Origin of the sequence: Psychromonas sp. L1A2, from assembly GCF_009828855.1 — a bacterium.
Lineage (GTDB): Bacteria > Pseudomonadota > Gammaproteobacteria > Enterobacterales > Psychromonadaceae > Psychromonas.
This window is the reverse complement of sequence record NZ_WUAG01000002.1, coordinates 18720-38480: the sequence shown is the minus strand read 5'-3', so window position 1 is coordinate 38480 and position 19761 is coordinate 18720. Positions and strand designations below refer to the sequence as shown.

The following is a 19761-nucleotide window of genomic DNA, read 5'->3' as shown; positions in this document are numbered from 1 at the left end:
TTATTTGGATTTGCTAAAAGTAGTGAATGGCTTGGGAAAGTTTAGCTTTAGCCCTAGTGGAGTTACAGTTATATTGAGTAAGATTTTATTGTTAAATTAAAGGCAAAACGTGACCTTATTTTTAATCTTAAAGAAAAATAAAAATAGTAGCTATAGCTCTAATAATAGGGCCTATGATAAAGGTTTATATCGATATAAATCTTTATCAATTATATCCAAATAGCTTGATTGAACACGCCACTTTAACCAATTTCAACTCTGTTTCTACCATTTTTCTTTGCTTTGTATAATGCTTCATCCACTCTTTTTATTAATTTATTGATATTTTCATTTTTTTCATAAATAGAGACTCCAAAAGAAGCTGTTTTATATTCATTATTTACAAATTTATAACTACAAATTTCTTTACGTAGTTTATTGGCCAAGGATAATAAATCAGTTAAGTTTATTTCTGGCGAAATAATGAGAAACTCTTCTCCCCCCCAACGGCCAACAACATCTGTCTTTCTTGAGTGTGATTCAATAATACGACTAAATTCTTGTAGTACAGTGTCGCCAGTTTGATGACCGAATTCATCATTCACTTTCTTAAAATAGTCAATATCAATTAGAATAACTCCAAAACCATGAGAAAATCGATTAGCCCGATCACTTTCTGAAATTAATGCTTCATCCAATTTAACGCGATTATAAAGTGCTGTTAATTTGTCAGTTCTTGCTAACTGTTCAAGTGCTATATTTTTTTCTTTTATTTCTTTATTTAATAATGCTAATTGCGCATTTGTTTGTTTTATTGATCGACTTCTATGTAAGAGGAGTAAAAATACAACAGTAAAAGCCGCTGAGATATAAAAAAGTTTTTCATAGTTAATAGATTGCTCTACTTTTATTTTAATCCATTCTCCTACTATGGCTCTAAGCTTATTTTCACCTATGCTATTTAATGATTTTTGCATTATTGAATTTAAAAGGTGTTCATCATTTCGTGATGCAATACTCAAATCAACATTGTGTTCTAATCTTCCCGCTATTTTTAAATCAACAAAAGAATATTTTTGGATGTTATATCCGACAGCTGGCATAATATCGATGTACCCAAAAAGCTCACCACTCTGAACTTTAGATAAACCTTCTTTAGCACTTTTAACATCAATAATATTAAGTAGCGGATTATTATTTTTTAATACTTCAGAGAATGCATAACTCTCTACAATGCCAATCTTACGACTTCCTATACTCGCAATGTCTTTAATAAATAACTCTTCGGATTTTGTGGCTATAACAAAAGGCTCCGATATAAAAGGAATTGTAAAATTCATTGAATTTTTTCTAGAGGGAACATCCATAGCAACAGGTAAAATATCACACTTTCGATTTCTTATATTTTGTAGTGACTCAGACCATTTTTTAGTTGGTACTAAAATAAAAGGTGTATTAATTTTTTCTGATATTATTTTAGTAATATCTGCACCAACACCTTTATAGCTTCCTTCTTTATCGATTCGTTCAAAAGGAAGCCAATCTGGAGAGACACATATAGTAATTACTTGTTTATTTTTAAGAAAATTTGTTTCTTCTTCGGTTAATACCAAACCTGTATCAGTTAATGTTACTGTTTCTTTAGCTGCAAACCATTTATCAATTAACGACTCATATTCTTCTCTTGAAATTGAATTTATGGATTTTGTTATTATTGAAAATAACATATTATCTTCTTTTTTCACGCCCAATCTTAGGTCTTCTTTTTTTACTAGATGGCTATCAAGTTCAGCAAGGATTTTTATGTTAGAAAACCCAAAATTTTTAATAAGCCTTTGACCTGTAATGAGGTTATTAAATACTGCATCTACTTGTCCATAGGCTAATGCTTTCAATTTTTCTTTTGAATTTTCAAAGATGACAATATCAAAAAGATTCAAAGATTTAATCTCATCGTAATAATAAAGATCTTTAGTGATACCAACTTTTTTACCTTTTAAAGATTCAAATCCGAGGTAATTATTGAACTCACCTTTTCTACCAAAAACAACGCTTGGTATTTCAAAGTAAGGCTTTGTAAAATTTGTAAATATTTCTCTGCTTTTTTTGTAAGAGATAAGATCAATCAAATCAATTTTTTTAGCTTTAAATTTGCCAAGCGTCTCAGTCCAGCTTGCCACCTCAATTTTTATCTTTAATCCGCTTTTTTTCTTTATTAAATTTATATAATCATATGAAAAACCAGATAATTTCCCTTTATCTTCAAAGTTAAACGGGTAATTATCGGAGATAGTGCCTAACGTAAATACATGTGATGCAATATAGGCTTTTTCTGAAGCAGTAAAAAGGTTAGTTTCTTCTGCTGCAAACGCCGATGTATTAAATATTATTGTCATTAATATTATTATTTTATTCATTACTTTCTACTTGTCAGATGTAGATTATTAATATTTTTTAAAAGGAAAAGTTTAAAAATATTTAATAGCGTGCTGAGGATATGAAGTCCAAAAACGTTAATGTTTTGTTAAGTTAATGGATATTTTTAAAAATACGATTCAAATCAATGCAGTAAGACTATAGCACTACAGAAATATAACGCTTTAAATTTGCATTATTAATTTTTGTTAAATCTTTCGATGATGTCAAACTGCAGTATGAGAAAGGGATATTTTGGTTATCAAAGTTAATGAGAGACAGTTGTGGCTGTTTGTTGTTACTGAAAGGTTTTAATTGGTTAGGAAAGTTCAACGGTGGGGGAGTTGTAGCCATATTGAGTAAGGTTTTATTGTAACTTATTGATATTTATTACTTAAATTAGTGACTATCCAATGCCTTTTTTATTAAAGTCGAAAATTTCATTTACTTCTTTCCTAGAAAGTTAGTCATTCATTATTGATAAGCTCATTAAGCTTCAAACTAATTATTTAGTGCTTAATAAAAGTTGTTAGGTATTTCATTTTTTAAAAAATACTATTTTTTAGGTCAACCATGAGCAAGATAAGTTAAAATTCATCTATAGACGTTTATTGATAAAAGTCGTCGAGATATTTCATCAATATGAAACATCTGAGCCAGTTGATTTTTTCATGGGGTGAATAGACGTAGTCAAATTTGCTAAGGTCTTATGGTTAACTTAAAATAAAAAGGCAATACTTGTCCGCAAGATCTTCGCAGTACTTTTACCAGTATCCTAACACTTTCCACCAAAGTCCACCCACAATACCCCAGACAGATAAGTTAACGATGCTCATTATAAAGCCCATTAACCACCAATCCTTCATGGAAACATAACTTGAACCAAAAATGATGGGGGAGGTGCCTGTTGCATAATGTGTTAACGACATCATCAACGAAGATGCTCCCGCGAGTAATAAACCAAGATATAAAGGTGGTGCGCCTAATGCTAAACCTGCGCCATAAAAAGCAGCAAACATGGCAGTAATATGTGCGGTCGTACTAGCAAAAAAATAATGTGCGTAAAAATACACAGCAACTAAAATAACAATAGAAGTAATCCAACCAAAGCCAAGTCGATCAATATTGCTGCCCATTATGTGTGAGAACCATTCCACCAAACCGAGTTTATTTAAGTAGGTTGCCATCATCACTAATGCCGAGAACCAAATAACGGTATCCCAAGCTGACTTTTCTTTCAGTACATCGTCCCAACTCAACACACCGCTTATCAATAAAATAGACAACCCTAAGAAAGCAACGGCCGTTGTATTGACTGCATAATCTGGACCAAACAACATCGCTGGTACACCAGCCCACAAAGTGAGTAGTAAAGTAAAAACGCCAATCATGATTTTTTCGTTATAGGACATCTTACCCATGTCTTTAAGTTTGGCTTGAGAATACCTTTTTGCATCAGGTGTGCTTTTAATTTCTGGTGGGTAAATGAGATAAACGACCAAAGGCACTAAGGCAATACAGACTAAACCAGGTAAAAGCGCAGCCAATGCCCAAGTTCCCCAAGTAATATTAATGCTTGAACCTGTCGCGTCTGAAATCAGTTTTACAATTAACGGGTTTGGCGCGGTTGCTGTAATAAACATAGCGGAAGTAATGGGGTTAATATGATAGTTAACCAGAGCAAGATAATGGCCAATTTTACGAGATGTTCCTTGCTCAGGTGAAGAATTAAAGCTGGTCGCAATTGATTTCATAATTGTATGGATAATGCCACCACCACGAGCAGTATTACTGGGTGTTACTGGCGCAATCACTAATTCAGAAAGCGCTAATGCATAACCAATACCGATGGTTTTTTTACCAAATACAGAAATAAAATAATAACCAATACGATTGCCTAAACCTGATTTAACCAATCCCCTGGAAATAATAATGGCAATACCAATTAACCAAATAAGCGAGTTTGAGAAACCACTCAATGCATCTTTAATTGCGATGGAAGGGTTATCACTGGTGACGCCAGTAAGTGCCACTGATGTGATGGCCAGAATACCTACGGCACCAATGGGCATTGCCTTACCAATAATTGCGACTACTGTCCCCACAAACAAAGCCAGTAAGTGCCATGCATTATCGGAAACACCATCGGGTACGGGTATAAAAAACCAAAGTAATAAAATAACCGCTATGGAGATTAACCCTGGAAAAATACGAACATCAGTGACTTTCATATAATATCCTAAACTTTTTACCTCTTACCCGTCAGTAAGAAAGTTTAATATGATAGTAACTTGCTTACTTTCACAGGGAATGATCCACATCATGAAATAAGGCGTTATCGAGTTCAGGTTTTGTATTTTTAGGAGGAGGTGTCATTTACTGTGATTGATTTTAATTTACTGAAAATCTTAAAAAGAAAAAATAGGCATAGCCGTATTGGTTTCTTGATTCCTTTCATGATTGGAGGATAAGTTTTTCGTCTGCGCTCATCCAGTCATTTCGATATTTATTGACTGTGTTTTCGCCCTGTCGGTGACTTTACTTTCTCTTTGCCAGCAGAGAAGCTATACCTACAAATAACTCAAAGAAACTGACTACCGAATCACTTTCTGATCCAAATAATCCATTGCTTTACTAACTAGCCTAAGCCAAATATCCTATTTGGCTTTGTTAAAAGCAATGGGGTATTTGGGAAAGTTGAAGAGTGAGAGTGTTGTAGCCACATTGGGCAAGGTCTTATTGTATCTAATTGATATTCATTGCTTAAGTTAGTTACTGTCCAGTACTTTTATTCTGATCAAGCTATAATATCAAGGCCTTTTTTTTCAGCGAGTGATAGCATTTTTAAGGCCGCACCTCTTGGTTTACTGTCTCCTTGTTCCCATTTCTTTACTAACTTGTCACTCACATTAAAATAACGAGCAAATACGGGTTGAGAAAGTTTATTTTTAAGTCTGAGTGCTCGAACCTGATCTGGTGTAAACTCATGCACACTAGTTAAACAAAGTGCATCAAACTTGCGCATAGTGGTTTTATCTATCGAACCAGATTTCTGTAAGCCTTTAGCTGTTTTATGTACTGCTTTTAAAATATCACTCATCGTTTTCTACCTTAATAAGTTCGCCATCATTTACAAGTTTGTTTAGTGCATTCTTATCAAATCCCAAAAATTCTTTAGCTAACTCTTTTAGTGCTAATTTCTCTTTAGAATTAATATTCGCTTTATCACTCTTGGCAAAGACGTATAAGAAAAAATATTTATCGTTGATAACAGCCCCGATAATGGTTCGATAGCCGGCACTTTTCCCTTTATTTCCAGCAGCAATACGTTTTTTATAAACACTACCACCTAAGTCTGCATCAAAAAGCCCTTGGCTCATTTCTTTACAGGCATTAATAAGATCGTTATCAGATAAAGCTTCTTTTTTTGTTAAAGAAGCAAAAACCTTGGTTTTATAGATCAAAGTATACTCCAGCAGGGTATGTTTTCAATATAAATAAACTTATATAAAAATTGAATTTAATAAGAGTAAAAATAAGGTGGTAACAGAGTTGATTAAAGACTTATCTCCACTTATTACCGCTCTTGAATTCTTGAATTTAAGTAATATGTGCATTGCGATATAAATAATACTAGTTGAAATATATTTTATTGTTTTTGATAACTTAATTATATCCCTTCGTAGAGTGACCATTTCAACCTTAATAAAGTAGACCAATATGTATGATAAAGTTGTGTTTTCTAGCTATCAAAATTAATGGGAGCCTTGCACTTTTTCTGGCCAGAACGAGCCTAAGCCAAACATCCTGTTTGGCATTTTCTAAAAGTAATGAATTATTTGGAAAAGTTCAGCGGTGGGGGAGTTGCAGGCACTTTTTTTTAGCTCGTCTGTGCTCGTCCAGTCTGCTTGATGTTTATTGTCAGTTTTTTCGCCCTAGCGGCGACCAAACTTTCTTTTATCAGAAAAGACCTATACCTACAAAGAACTCAAAGAAACTGACCACCGAATCACTTTCTGATCCAAATCCTTCATTGCTTTTATAACGCACCGGCTCTTGCTGGGCATCCATGGCCAGAACGAGCCTAAGCCAAACATCCTGTTTGGCATTTGCTAAAATCAATGAATGATTTGGGAAAGTTCAACGGTGTGGGAGTTGCAGCCACATTGGGCAAGGTTTTATTGTAACTATTTGATATTGCTTACTTCAATAAGTGGATGCTGAGATGGTCACTCCACGAAGGCATCACAATGTGCCAAGATTGGATAAGTGTTCAGCAAATCAATCTAACCATGGAGTGACCAAAATGAAATGTAGCGTAATTAGTATCGACCTAGCAAAGAATATTTTTCAAATATGTGTATTAGATGAAAATAGAAAAGTGCTGTTTAACAAAAAAGTAAAACGCTCTGAACTGTTACACGAACTAAGGCAGTTTGAACCTACGTTAGTCGTGATGGAAGCTTGTTATAGCTCAAATCCATGGGGAAGAAGAATTGAAAAGCTAGGGCATACTGTCAGATTAATTCCGCCTTTTGTCGTTAAACCTTTTGTGATTGGCAATAAAAATGATGCCAATGATGCTCTCGCTATTGCTGAAGCCTCATTAAGACCAACAGTTCGTTTTGTTGCGGTTAAATCGACAGAGCAACAAGACATTCAATCACTACAACGGATTGCTGAACGATTGGTAAAAACAAGAACGGGTGACGTGAATCAGTTAAGAGGTTTATTATCTGAATACGGTGTAGTGGTTGGAACGGGTATCACGACTTTGATGAACGCAGTACCTGATATCGTTGAAGATGCGAATAATGAATTAACGTCGATAGCACGCAGTTTTATCCTACGTATTTATCGTAATATACAACGAATAAGTGTTCAAATTGAAGCAGTAAAACAGAGTTGTCGACCTAATTAAAGACAAAGATGAATATGCATTGTTACAAAGCATACCAGGTATCGGGCCATTATTTCAGCCGCTTTAATGGCATCAGTCGGTGATGCGGGGGCCTTTAAAAATGGCAGGCAGCTAGCCGCTTGGATTGGCCTAACACCGACACAATATGCTAGTGGTGAAACAAATCGAATGGGTAAAATAAGTAAGCGGGGCAATAGTTCGCTTAGAAAGTATCTAATTCATGGTGCGCGCACGGTACTGAACTGGTGTGAGAAAAAAGACGATGTATTGAGTTGTTGGCTGAAAACTCTAAAAGAGCAAATGCATGGGTGTAAAGCAGTGGTTGCTTTGGCGAATAAGCTAGCCAGAATAATTTGGTCGGTATTAACGACTAAACAGCCCTTTGATGTGACTAAAGCTTGTGCATGATAAAGCACAATGAACAGATAGAATATGAAAAACGATTTAATTAATCCACCACCCTAAACGGTAATAAGCATTGATGATTTAAAGCGGTTTGTCTTACTCGGAACCTCAGCTGGACTTCTGCCTTTTAAGGCATAATGGGTGCAAAGGCGAGTAAGACTTCTTCTGGAATTCAGGAGGGCGCGGCTTCCCATAAAGTAGCCATTAAGACGCCGGATATATGTCAAGAAACCGTTATCTCTATGATGTAAAGAGCAGTTTAGACAAAGGTGATTTATCGACTAAAACGATCCTGTACAAAAGACAAGTTTAACCAGGAAAACACCCCTTTATTAATAAGTGGGACGAGTCTTCTGTACATAATCGATTATTAAGCAGCAAATAAAAATCAATCTAATCTTGATTTACAAAGAGTGACCATATATGTCCAGTGATTTTTATATGCGCAAGAATGGTGTTAAATATTTTTTACTTTTATAGGTACATCTAGCACCATTTTTTTAGTTAAAATGTTGAACAGAGACAGAAAATCTAATATGTAAATGTTAATTCTTGATCATCTTATTTGATGTTAGTTGAAACTAAACATGTATCATCACTCTTTGAAAGAATGCCTGAAATTTTATAAGTGGCATTTGGTTTTATATTAATATCCAGGTTACCAGGAGACAATACTTTACCCCATGAGTGTGAGAATTCAGATATTATTGAAACTGTATGAGTGCCTATTTCGATAGACGCTGTAGTACCTAATTGATAATTCTTAGTTCATAATATTTCGCCTTTATCTATTTGTCGAATTAGGACTTTTACATTTGAAGAATCCTCTCCAATTAATAAATCTTTTTCTGACTCGACCTTTTGGGGAGTAAATTGACAGCTACTCATTAAACTTAATAATATGATTGCTAAAAATTTAAATTGCATGATAATTTCTTTGAAACACCTACACCTACACCTACACCGACTCTAAAGCTTTATCTGTTCTTTCGACCAGATCTGATATAAATCTTACACATTTGTCTAATTCATTTCTTTTAATCAAATCAGGTTTAGTAATATCGACTTGAGAACGATGAACTGCCTCGCCTCTACGCCTTAACCAAGCATCAAGAGTTTGCTTAACTTGTTTTGGTGTTTGGTAGCTATTCCAAACCCAGCTTTCAGTAACATTAACTCCAAAAAACTCTTCAAAGATCTCTTTGGTCTTCTGTGAGCCTGGATTGTGAAATGTTTTCAATTTTAATGTGAATTGACGATCAAGATAATTACCGATATGACAACCTTGTAGGACACCAAATTTATTAGTAAATAGCTCAGTTGCAATATCTTCTACATAGGTTTCCCAAGCGGTCATCGTCATTATTAATGCTGCACGTTTTAATGCTTCAGGTGGCGATATATTATCTTTAGTATTCAATAAGTCGTAACACTCAGCTAGCTCTTTTGCATCTGATATTGCAAGTTTAAAATTATTTAATGAAATAGACATTTATCTGGGTATCTCCTTGGTATTTAACAAAGCTGTAGGATTTCTTTATGTTAAGAAAAACTAGTTATTCTAGGAGCTTAACGCCCTCGTAAACTACAGAACATGTTAGAAGCTTTTTTGCGTAATTTTTTATTTTAAGAACAAAATAGAACAATATTCTATATTAGATTTAATAAGTTTATTTACTTGATAATGGTAATTTCACAGGTACTTTGCAGTATGCTCTGCCACATTTGAGCTATCACCTTTTACATGTCCTCCAATAACGGCTGCTACAACATTTAATTTAGCTTCACTACCTTCTTTTTCGACAGCATTAACAGATACTTCGAATTCAATTGCTTGGAAACTAGTTAATCCTGTTTCTAAGCCTTTCCAATCGGTTTCATTTATTAAAGGAACAACTTCTCCGTGTTCAATTTCAGTTTGAGCATCATGGATACCGCCAAGAACATCTTTTAGTGTTTCTTTTACAAAAGTACGTAATTTCATTGAAGCTCCATTGACTTGTAATAGCATAACTAACCAAAATTATTTCGTATTTCCAGTGGCTATGTAGAATGCTATTAATTATTTGAATTTGATATTGAAGGTTAAATTTAACAGACTAATCAAACGATTAACATAAAAACTAAAAAAGTTATCATGTGGAACGATAGTAAAGATCCGTATTAACATCGGAAATACTGAACATTATGATTTGTATTTATGTTCTATTTTTTGACTTATTTCGTGCGCTATTTTTTATTGGCTTATAAAACAATATTCAATTTTTAAAAGGAGTCGGCTTTATTTATTGTTACAGAAAGCAGGGGTAAAGCAGCTAGTTATTTTTAACTTCCCAACCCAATGATTAAATTTACTTTTTTCATCACTCTGTTGATTACTCTTATGATAGTTATGGTATTTTAGAGCTACTATAATAAACAGCTAAAAAACAACTTTCTCAAAAGGTGGCGCGTGTGTTTAAAGTCTATCATTCCAATCAAATAAGCTTGCTTAAAGACCTGCTGCTAGCGCTCATGAAACAATCTCCCTTGAGCCATCCTTTTGAAAATGAAACCGTATTAGTGCAAAGCCCGGGTATGGCGCAATGGTTGCAATTGGAGATTGCACAATCTACTGGTATCGCAGCGAATATTGATTTCCCGTTACCGGCGAGTTTTATTTGGCAGCAGTTTAAACATGTTTTAGACGATGTGCCTGATAACAGTCCATTCAATAAACAATCGATGACGTGGCAAATAATGAAGTTATTGCCTGATTGTTTAGAAGACGAAGACTTTAGTGCGTTAAAAGAGTATTTAGAAGACGATCAACACCTGCGCAAACGTTTCCAGTTAAGTGGGAAAGTCGCCGATATATTTGACCAATATTTAGTATATCGCCCAGAGTGGATTGATAATTGGGAAACATTGGAAGACAGCCAAGTCAGCTTAGATCATTTACAACCAGAGTGGCTAGACACACATCTTTGGCAGGCTAAGTTATGGCGTTTATTAGTAAACAGCATTAAAGAAGGGTTCCAATCTCAAGGTAAAGCTTATCATCGTGCAGGTTTGTACCAAGACTTTTTAAGTACGTTGGCGACTAAAACTACCGAGCAGTTAACGCATTTGCCAAAACGTATTTTTGTTTTTGGTATCTCTTCTTTGCCTGAATCTTACCTGCAAGCGTTATTAGGGTTAGCTGAACATTGTGATGTGCATTTTCTATTAACGAATCCTTGTCGTTATTATTGGGGAGACATTGTTGACCCTAAACTACTAGCGAAACGTTTTGCTCAGTCTCGTCCTAAAGTGAGTGTGAAAGCGGGCGAAGTTGAACAGTTAAAAGCAAGTAGTTGGCAAAAAGATGAAGCGCATTTAGCCTGGGCGAGCAGTGGCGATATTGAAAGTGAAGTGGGTAACCCATTATTGGCTTCAATGGGTAAAATGGGACGTGATTTTTTATATCAACTGTATAGCCTTGAGCAACAAGAAATTGATGCCTTTGTTGATATTGACCGTGACAGCTTATTACATAATTTACAGGCTGATATTTTAGATTTAACCGATAGCTCAACGCAGACATTAAAAGATCCCTCACTGCGTATTGAAATTGATGACCATGATAATTCGCTGAGCTTACATGCTTGCCATAGTGTGATGCGAGAAGTCGAAGTATTACACGACAACTTATTAACCATGTTTGAGCAAGATCCTAAGCTGACCCCTAAAGATATTATTGTGATGGTGCCTAATATCGATGCTTATGCGCCTTATGTAGAAGCGGTATTTAGCCGTTCTGGCACGGGCATTACCATTCCATTCTCTATTTCTGATGTCAGTGCGCAACAGGAAAATCCGATTTTAGCGAGCTTTTTACAATTGTTGAATTTACAACAAAGCCGTTATACGCGAGAAGATATTTTAGCATTATTAGAAGTACCTGCGATTTTAAATCGATTCTCTATCAAGCAATCTGAATTTGATTTATTACAACATTGGATCACCGAAAGCGGTATTCGATGGGGGCTTAATGATCAATCCGCGACACAGTGGGAACTCCCTGCGTTAACACAAAATAATTGGCTGTTTGGTTTAAAACGTATGTTGTTGGGTTATGCCATGAGTGACAATCTTTTTGAAGGCATTGCCCCTTACGATGAAGTACAAGGTTTACAAGGCGATTTACTCGGTCGGTTTATTGAATTTATTGATACCTTGATTGATTTAGAAGCGAATTTAAATAAAGAAGTGAGTTGTGCTGAGTGGCAACTGTTCATTAATCACTTAATCGACGATTTCTACCTTGAAGATGAAGATAATAGTGTGTTGTTCAGCCAAATACGACAACAAATGCAAATGTTGTCGGAGCAAACTGCACAGGCTAAGTTCGATCAGCCTTTATCGTTAATGGTATTGGTTGAATATTTACAAGAGCATTTGTCTAGCCAATCGAATAGCCAACGTTTCTTAGCAGGGCAGGTGAACTTTTGTACGTTAATGCCAATGCGCTCGATTCCTTTTAAAGTGGTCTGCCTGTTAGGCATGAATGATGGTTTATATCCTCGTTCGTTGTTACCAATGGGATTCGATTTGATGGTCGGCCATAGAAAACGTGGTGACCGTTCACGCAGAGATGAAGATCGTTATCTATTTTTAGAGGCGCTGTTATCGGCACAATCAAATTTTTACGTTAGTTACATCGGTAAAGATATCAGTGATAACAGTGAAAAAATGCCGAGCGTGTTAGTCAGCGAGCTGCTTAACTATATTCAACAGAGCTTTATATTAACCAGCCAGCATGAAAGTTTGCTTGAGAGCGAATCATTGGATAATGGCCAATTGGAAAAACAGTTATTGGCTTCGTTAATACATCATTACCCAATGCAAAGTTTTAGTGAACAGTATTTTCAAGGTAAGCAAATTACCTATCAACAATCTTGGTGGAATGCCGCTACTCAATTATCGGCGGATCAAGCTGAGATTAATCAACCTTTGCCTTTATTACAAAGTGAGTTGATAGAGTTAACGTCGCTGATTCGATTTTTACAAAATCCTTGTAAGGCGTTTTTTAATCAAGGTTTAAATGTGTATTTTGAGATTGATGACATTGACCAAGAAAATGATGAACCCTTTGCTTTGGATAATTTGCAGCAATACATGCTCAAAAAACAACAATTTGAAAATGGACTCGATGACCAAGCTTTAACGGATTTATACGTGGGTTTACAAGCACAAGGTAAATTACCCGTGGGTGAGTTTGCGACATTGATTTTTAATAAAGACTTACAAGTCATGGTCGATTTAGCAGGCGTTTACAGCGGTTACTTTATTGGTGATATTGAACAGATAAATGTTGATATTCCGTTTGACCAAAAACGTTTAGTGGGCGCGCTTGATGACCATTGTGAAAATGGATTAGTGCGTATTAAACCGGGCAATATTAAAGGAAAAGATCTGCTTAATTTATGGGTGGAGCATTTAAGTTATTGCATCGTGCATGGTCAACACCTTAACGCGACCTTGTTTGGTCAAACAAAAGGGCATTATTTTGAGGAAATTCCCGCTGATTATGCTCATCAGCGTTTAGCTGAATTATTAGCTTTATATCAACAGGGGTTACAGCAAGCGTTACCTTTCTTTGTGGAAAGTGCTTACCAGTGGTGTGAAGCGGTTTGTAAATTACAAGCAAATGTCTTTGTGCTAGATGAGTTAAGTTTTGATACGCGCGCTGCTGGCCAACAAGCGGCGTTAAAAGTCTTTAATAATAGCCGTGGTTATGCGGAAGCAAATGACCCTTACATTAATCGTGTTTTTGAAAATATTGAAGATCATTGGCAACAATTTGAGTCGATAGCACTACAGGTATTTATGCCATTATTATGTAATTTGAATGATTTAATTTATGAGCAATGGGGCGGAGAATAATCATGAGTGAATATAATCTAAACCTCGATCTTAGCCTTGATGCTAATAGTGAAAGTGGAAACACTGGTATAGATGTTAGCGGTAATTTAACTGAGAGCTGCAGCCATATTTCAGTTACGCCTTTAGAAGCGTTGACCTTCCCCTTATTTGGGCGTCGTTTAATTGAAGCTTCTGCAGGCACAGGGAAAACCTATACTATTGCCAGCTTGTTTATTCGTCTTTTATTAGGGCATGGTAAGCAAGAGTTAGGACACGGTAAACAAGAGTTAGGGCATGGTAAGCAAGAGTTAGAGCATGATCAATCTGATGAAAACAAAGAAAAGCAAACAGCGCATCATTGCCCCTTAACCGTTGATAAAATATTAGTGGTGACCTTTACCGAAGCGGCAACAGCGGAATTAAGAAGTCGTATACGCGAACGCATTCGTGAAACCCGTTTAGCTTTTATTGCTGGTTCAAGTAAAGATGATTACTGCCAGCAATTAATTGAAGACAGCATCAGTATTGAGCATGATATTCGTTTGTTACGTTTTGCAGAGTTGCAAATGGACGAAGCGTCTATTTTTACGATTCATGGTTTTTGTCAACGTATGTTGCAACAAAATGCCTTTGAATCGGGCAGTTTATTTCAACAAACATTATTAGAAGATGACTCTGATATTTTAAGCCAAGCGTGCAATGATTTTTGGCGAGCACATTTTTACCAACTCTCTACGCCGTTAACTGAAGTTATTTATAGTTATTGGGCGCATCCTGAAGCACTTAAATCTGAGTTACAGCAATGGTTGTCACGTAATGATTTAACCTTTATTCCTGCGATTACTGATTTTGATTTTAAAAGTAAATATGAAAAAAGCTTAAATGTAATTGCCGAGGTGAAACAAGCTTGGAATGCTGATAAAGATGATTACCAAGATATCATTACGCATTCTGGTGTTGATAAACGCAGTTACAGCAAAAAGAATTTACCTAATTGGTTTGATCAAGTGAGTGCTTGGGCTGCGTCAGATAGTTTAGAGTTAACTTTGCCTAAAAACTTAGTTAAATTTTCACAGGAGGAGTTACACACTAAAACTAAAAAAGGTGAAGCACCCACACATGCAACCTTTGTGTTAATTGAAGACTTGCTTAAGCAAGATATCTCAATCAAAAATACCTTATTGATTAAAGCAACGCATTGGATAAAAGATAACTTACAAACCACTAAACAGCAGCACATGCTATTAGGGTTTGATGATTTATTAACGCGTTTAGATCATGCCTTACAAGTGTCTCCAGAAGGACATCTAGGCAAACAAATAAAACAACAATATCCGATTGCTTTGATAGATGAATTCCAAGATACCGACCCAGTACAATACCGTATTTTTGATACGATTTATGCTGATGCCAGCTATGTTGAAGGCAGCTATGTTGAAGACAGTGATACAGGCCTTGGTGAAGATGCTAGTTCAAATGAGCATGTTAACGGCGAACTGCCGTTGTTTAATCAATCTGGTTTGTTCATGATTGGCGACCCTAAGCAGGCGATTTATAGTTTCCGTGGTGCAGATATCTTCACTTATATGAAAGCGCGTAATGCTGTGACTGCGCATTACAGTTTAGATAATAACTATCGCTCTAGTGCTGAAATGATTGATGCGGTGAATGGATTCTTTAATCATAAAACGGCGCCATTTATTTACGATCAAGATATTCCTTTTTTCCCTGTAAAAGCACCACCGATAAAACGTAAAAAGCTGGTGGTTAATAATCCCGACGATGATCAACAAACTGCGTTACAGTTTTTGCATATTAATGGCGGTTTAAGCAGTGATGCATTTAGATATGCTAGCGCACAAGCAGCAGTCAATGAGATTAAAGCGTTATTGTTGTTAGCACAGCAAGGCCAAGCTTATTTAGAAGATAGTGACGGTCATAAATTACCTATTTTAGCGAACAATATTTCGGTGTTAGTACGTACGGGTAATGAAGCGAATATTATTCGTAAAGCCTTGTTAGAAGAAAATATTAACAGTGTGTATTTGTCACTAAAAGAAAGTGTATTTGCCAGTACCTTAGCCCAAGATTTATTACGCTTATTAAGCGCTTGTTTGCATCCAAGCAATGAACGTTATTTGCGTTCAGCCATTGCTTGTAAGTTGTTTTCGCTTACGCCTTATCAAATTCATCGTACTTTTTCTGATACCGCTAGTTGGGAAGCGAAAATTGCTGATTTTGCACGTTATAAAACCGTGTGGGAAGACAGCGGTATATTATTGATGTTGCAGCAGTGTTTTCATGAGCAAGGTATTAGCGCTAAATTATTATCACAAAACCAAGGTGAGCGTGCTTTAACAGATTTATTACACCTTGCTGAGTTATTACAAAAAAATAGCATGGTCTATGAAGGTTCATTTGCTTTATTACGTTGGTTCAGTGAACAAATTAGTAATGCTAAAAACGAGCAAGGCGAACAGAAACAACGTTTAGAAAGTGAAAAAGAATTAGTACAGGTGAGTACGTTACATAAATCCAAAGGGTTAGAGTACGATATTGTATTTATTCCATTCAGTGGTTTATATCGTGAACCTAAAGAATGTTTATTCCATGATAATCAACAACGTTTGGTATTTGATTTAGAAGCGGACGATGCGAATAAAGAGCTGACGGCTAAAGAACTTTTAGCGGAAGATATTCGTCTGTTATACGTTGGTTTAACACGCAGTGTGTATCGTTGTTACTTAGGGATTGGGCCGTATAAGAAAGGGCGCTCTAAAGCGACGCCACTCACTAAAAGTGCATTGGGTTATTTATCTATTAAAGCCGGTGAAGAACTACAAGCGGGTGATGACCAAAACTTAAAACGTTTATTACAAAGTGTATGCGATATGTCAGAAAATATCGGGTTACGTAATGCGCCAGCGTTAATGACTGAAACCTATCAAGCCTTGAGTCAGTCTCCTGAACAATTAATTGCTCCTAGGCTGTTTACGGGGGCGATTGAGAAAAACTGGTGGGTAACAAGTTACTCAGCTTTATCTCGATTCCACAGCGCGCCTACTATTGAAGATAAAAACACTAAGAAAATCCCACAGGAAAGTGTCAAAGCAACAGGTGATATTTTATCTCAGCCATCTTTAGCAAGCTCATTACCTTTAGTTGCTTCGCCATCGGGCTTGCCTCAAGACCCACAAACAGAAGTCTCAGCTTATAATGTGTTTAACTTTCCGAGAGGCGCTAAACACGGGACATTCTTACATGAACTATTTGAAGAAATCGATTTTCAAGATAGCCCGTCAGATAAATTAATTCCATGGTTAACAGAGCGCTTAACCATTAATAATTATGAACCTGTAGAAGAGTGGGCGCCGATTGTTAGCCAATGGATCACGCATATTTTAGAACATCGTTTAGTGGCGAGTGAGTATCCTGAATTAACGTTATCGTCATTAACAGAGCAGCAAAAGAAAGTAGAGATGCAGTTCTTTATTCCGATGCAACCGATTGAAGCGTCCTCTATTAATAAGCTGATCATGCATTATGACCCATTATCTGCGCGTGCCGGGTTATTGCAGTTCAATCAAGTGCAGGGAATGTTAAAAGGCTTTATCGATTTAACGTTTGAATACGAAGGGCAATATTTTGTATTGGATTATAAATCAAATTACTTAGGCGATAGCTTGCAAGATTACAATGATGACGCGATGGCAGAGGCGATCATTGAACATCGTTATGATTTCCAATATCAGTTGTACACATTGGCATTGCATCGTTTATTAAAATCACGTTTAGATAATTACAATTATGAAACACATATCGGTGGCGTGTTCTATACCTTCTTACGTGGCATGCAAGGTGAAGAAAATGCAGGGTCTTATTTTATTAAGCCCGCTTTCGAGTTAATTGAACAATTAGATAAGTTATTAAGTGGCGAATTAAGTGCGCAACAATTGTTAGAGGATTTGTCATGAGTGATACTAAAAATAGTCTTGATTCGGTAATAAGCAGTCATGGGCTTGATGCTGCAAAAACAGATGGCATGCTCACTCTGTTAAAACAATGGCAGTTAAATCAACAAATTCGTCCTATTGATTTTCACTTTGCTAAATTTATGGCGCAATTAGGCGCGGATAACTTAATGCAATTAGCATCGGCATTAGTCAGTCAACAGCTTGGTGGTGGGCATATTTGTTTACCCATCGATAAAATAGGTAATTTATTCCATCAGCATTGTTTGCAGTTGGGGTTGGATTCACAAGCAGAAAGTGAACGTTTGCAAATATCTTGTATTTTTCATGATCTTCAACAAACACATGCTTTATTAAATGAAAGTCTCTGTTGCGGTGACGATGCACCTTTGCGTTTGCAATATAATGCTTTATTTATGGCGCGTTATGCTGAATTTGAACAACTCATTTCAGATAAGTTATTACAACCTATCGCAGTGCAAGTAAGTGATGAAAGTAAAGAATACTTAGAGCTACTATTCAAACCACAATATCAGTATTTATGGCAAGCATGGCAAAACGAGTCCACTCAATCTGTTCAAGCTTTATGTGAAAAGTATTTAGACGTTATTAATAATGCGGTGGTGGATTGGCCATCGGTACAAACTGTTTTTAACAATGCAACATCAGCGGATGACTTAGCACCCTTAGCGTCTTTGATTACTAACCATGTTCGTTGTGATTGGCAAAAAATAAGTGCGGCACTAGCGCTAACTTCTGCTCGCTGTGTTATTTCTGGTGGCCCTGGTACTGGTAAAACCACAACTGTTGTGAAGTTATTAGCGCTCTTATTACATTCACAGCCTGACTTGATTATTAAAATGGTTGCCCCGACGGGTAAAGCTGCGGCACGTTTAACGGAATCGATTACCAATGCGTTATCTGATTTGTCTTTAGATAAAGTAGTCGCACAACATATTCCTACTGATGCGAGCACCATTCATCGATTATTAGGTGTACGAAATAACAGTGCGCATTTCCGTCACAATGAATATAACAAGTTAGTGTTAGATCTCCTGCTGGTGGATGAAGCCTCCATGGTTGATTTACCATTAATGGCCAAACTATTAAGCGCGTTGCCTGATCATGCGCGTTTAATATTGCTAGGAGATAAAGATCAATTAGCCTCTGTTGAAGCCGGTGCGGTATTGGGTGATATCTGTTCGTTTATTGAATCTGGTTATAGTCAGCAAAAAGCGCAGCAATTAGTCGACTTAACAGGGTTTGATTGTTTACTAGATCAAGCAAAGCATACGCAAGTGAGCATGTCTGATAATTTATGTTTATTACAAAAAAGTTATCGTTTTGATCAGTTTTCAGGTATTGGTTATTTAGCTTCTGCTATTAATAAAGGTGGCGTAACCGCTGCTAAATTAGCTGCTTTGTGTGCTAAATATGATGATTTAAACCATTATTTAAATGACGCAGAAAGTGAAACTATCTTTGAGCAATTAGTCATTGACGGTTATGGACCTTATTTATCAGATTTACCTGTGATTAATGAAGATAACCGAGAACGTGCCAAACAATTGCTACAACAATTTAATGATTTTAAAATATTATGTGCCACTCGAGAGCAAGAGTGGGGCGTTGATAATTTAAATCATCGTTGTGAAAAGATATTACAAAAAGCAGGTTTGCTAGCGCGACGATTTGACCAAACACAAACTTGGTATATCGGACGCCCAGTGATGGTCACTGAAAATAGTTATCACCTTGGATTATTTAATGGTGATATTGGCTTGTGCTTACAAGATCTAACTGGCCAATTAAGAGTGTATTTTGTGATGCCTGATGGCTCAGTCGCTGATTTTCAACCGAGTCGATTACCAGCGAATCAAACCGTATTTGCGATGACCGTACATAAAAGCCAAGGATCTGAGTTTAAACATACGTTATTAGCATTACCAGATTACGCTTTACCAGTGATGAATAGAGAGTTAATTTATACTGGTATTACACGTGCTAAAAAGCAGTTAACATTAATCGCTGACTTATCATTGGTTGCTAGTTCGGTTAGAAACAGAGCAAGTCGAAATAGTCGTTTAACAGAGCGTCTGACTTTACAGTAAGTTAGTAAACGATTTAAAACCCAAATTAAAATGACACTCGTTTTTTGAAAAGTATTAAACAGTCGTTGATTAG

General features: G+C 36.1%; 9 protein-coding genes and 1 pseudogene. 4 read left to right on the top strand and 6 right to left on the bottom strand.

Annotation, left to right across the window (positions count from 1 at the left end):
- Nucleotides 1-242: 242 nt before the first annotated feature.
- The 4 genes from GQR59_RS10640 to GQR59_RS10625 all read right to left on the bottom strand — a co-directional run bounded on the left by GQR59_RS10640 (nucleotide 243) and on the right by GQR59_RS10625 (nucleotide 5858).
- Complete coding sequence (locus tag GQR59_RS10640) at nucleotides 243-2396, bottom strand: transporter substrate-binding domain-containing diguanylate cyclase (RefSeq protein ID WP_160062608.1); 2154 nt, start codon at nucleotides 2394-2396, stop codon at nucleotides 243-245.
- A 762-nt stretch (nucleotides 2397-3158) separates the two neighbouring features.
- Nucleotides 3159-4625, bottom strand: a complete 1467-nt coding sequence (locus GQR59_RS10635) for an anion permease (RefSeq protein WP_160062606.1) — start codon at nucleotides 4623-4625, stop codon at nucleotides 3159-3161.
- Between the two features lie 566 nt (nucleotides 4626-5191).
- Nucleotides 5192-5494 carry a helix-turn-helix domain-containing protein gene (locus tag GQR59_RS10630; protein WP_160062604.1) on the bottom strand — a complete coding sequence of 101 codons (303 nt, stop codon included), beginning with the start codon at nucleotides 5492-5494 and terminating at the stop codon, nucleotides 5192-5194.
- A complete protein-coding gene (locus tag GQR59_RS10625) occupies nucleotides 5487-5858 on the bottom strand; it encodes a type II toxin-antitoxin system RelE/ParE family toxin (protein WP_236546735.1) in 372 nt (123 codons plus the stop codon). The genes GQR59_RS10630 and GQR59_RS10625 overlap by 8 nt, the downstream gene beginning before the upstream one ends.
- An 842-nt stretch (nucleotides 5859-6700) precedes the next feature.
- On the opposite strand from GQR59_RS10625, the pseudogene GQR59_RS10620 reads away from it, so the two are divergent.
- Nucleotides 6701-7723 (top strand): annotated as a pseudogene (locus GQR59_RS10620) (IS110 family transposase).
- A 955-nt stretch (nucleotides 7724-8678) separates the two neighbouring features.
- Here the strand turns inward: GQR59_RS10620 and GQR59_RS10615 are convergent.
- Both GQR59_RS10615 and GQR59_RS10610 read right to left on the bottom strand, forming a co-directional pair.
- Complete coding sequence (locus GQR59_RS10615) at nucleotides 8679-9212, bottom strand: HEPN domain-containing protein (RefSeq protein WP_160062602.1); 534 nt, start codon at nucleotides 9210-9212, stop codon at nucleotides 8679-8681.
- Between the two features lie 201 nt (nucleotides 9213-9413).
- Nucleotides 9414-9704: a hypothetical protein gene (locus GQR59_RS10610; RefSeq protein ID WP_160062600.1), complete on the bottom strand. Its 291-nt coding sequence runs from the start codon at nucleotides 9702-9704 to the stop codon at nucleotides 9414-9416.
- 470 nt (nucleotides 9705-10174) lie between these two features.
- Here GQR59_RS10610 and recC point away from each other — a divergent pair, with 470 nt between their 5' ends.
- From recC to recD, 3 genes are read left to right on the top strand one after another with little or no spacing between them, the layout of a single operon-like run.
- Nucleotides 10175-13627, top strand: a complete 3453-nt coding sequence (gene recC / locus GQR59_RS10605; protein ID WP_160062598.1) for an exodeoxyribonuclease V subunit gamma — start codon at nucleotides 10175-10177, stop codon at nucleotides 13625-13627.
- A gap of 2 nt (nucleotides 13628-13629) precedes the next feature.
- Complete coding sequence (gene recB, locus GQR59_RS10600; protein ID WP_160062596.1) at nucleotides 13630-17580, top strand: exodeoxyribonuclease V subunit beta; 3951 nt, start codon at nucleotides 13630-13632, stop codon at nucleotides 17578-17580.
- Nucleotides 17577-19688, top strand: coding sequence for an exodeoxyribonuclease V subunit alpha (recD, locus tag GQR59_RS10595; RefSeq protein WP_236546734.1), 2112 nt, complete (start codon nucleotides 17577-17579; stop codon nucleotides 19686-19688). Before recB ends, recD begins: the two co-directional genes overlap by 4 nt.
- The last annotated feature ends 73 nt before the right edge of the window (nucleotides 19689-19761 follow it).

Excerpts from the sequence above, each read along its gene's own strand:
- GQR59_RS10640 (WP_160062608.1), bottom strand. The coding sequence starts at position 2,396 with ATGAATAAAATAATAATATTAATGACAATAATATTTAATACATCGGCG.
- GQR59_RS10635 (WP_160062606.1), bottom strand. The coding sequence starts at position 4,625 with ATGAAAGTCACTGATGTTCGTATTTTTCCAGGGTTAATCTCCATAGCG.
- GQR59_RS10630 (WP_160062604.1), bottom strand. The coding sequence starts at position 5,494 with ATGAGTGATATTTTAAAAGCAGTACATAAAACAGCTAAAGGCTTACAG.
- GQR59_RS10615 (WP_160062602.1), bottom strand. The coding sequence starts at position 9,212 with ATGTCTATTTCATTAAATAATTTTAAACTTGCAATATCAGATGCAAAA.
- GQR59_RS10610 (WP_160062600.1), bottom strand. The coding sequence starts at position 9,704 with ATGAAATTACGTACTTTTGTAAAAGAAACACTAAAAGATGTTCTTGGC.
- recB (WP_160062596.1), top strand. The coding sequence starts at position 13,630 with ATGAGTGAATATAATCTAAACCTCGATCTTAGCCTTGATGCTAATAGT.
- recD (WP_236546734.1), top strand. The coding sequence starts at position 17,577 with ATGAGTGATACTAAAAATAGTCTTGATTCGGTAATAAGCAGTCATGGG.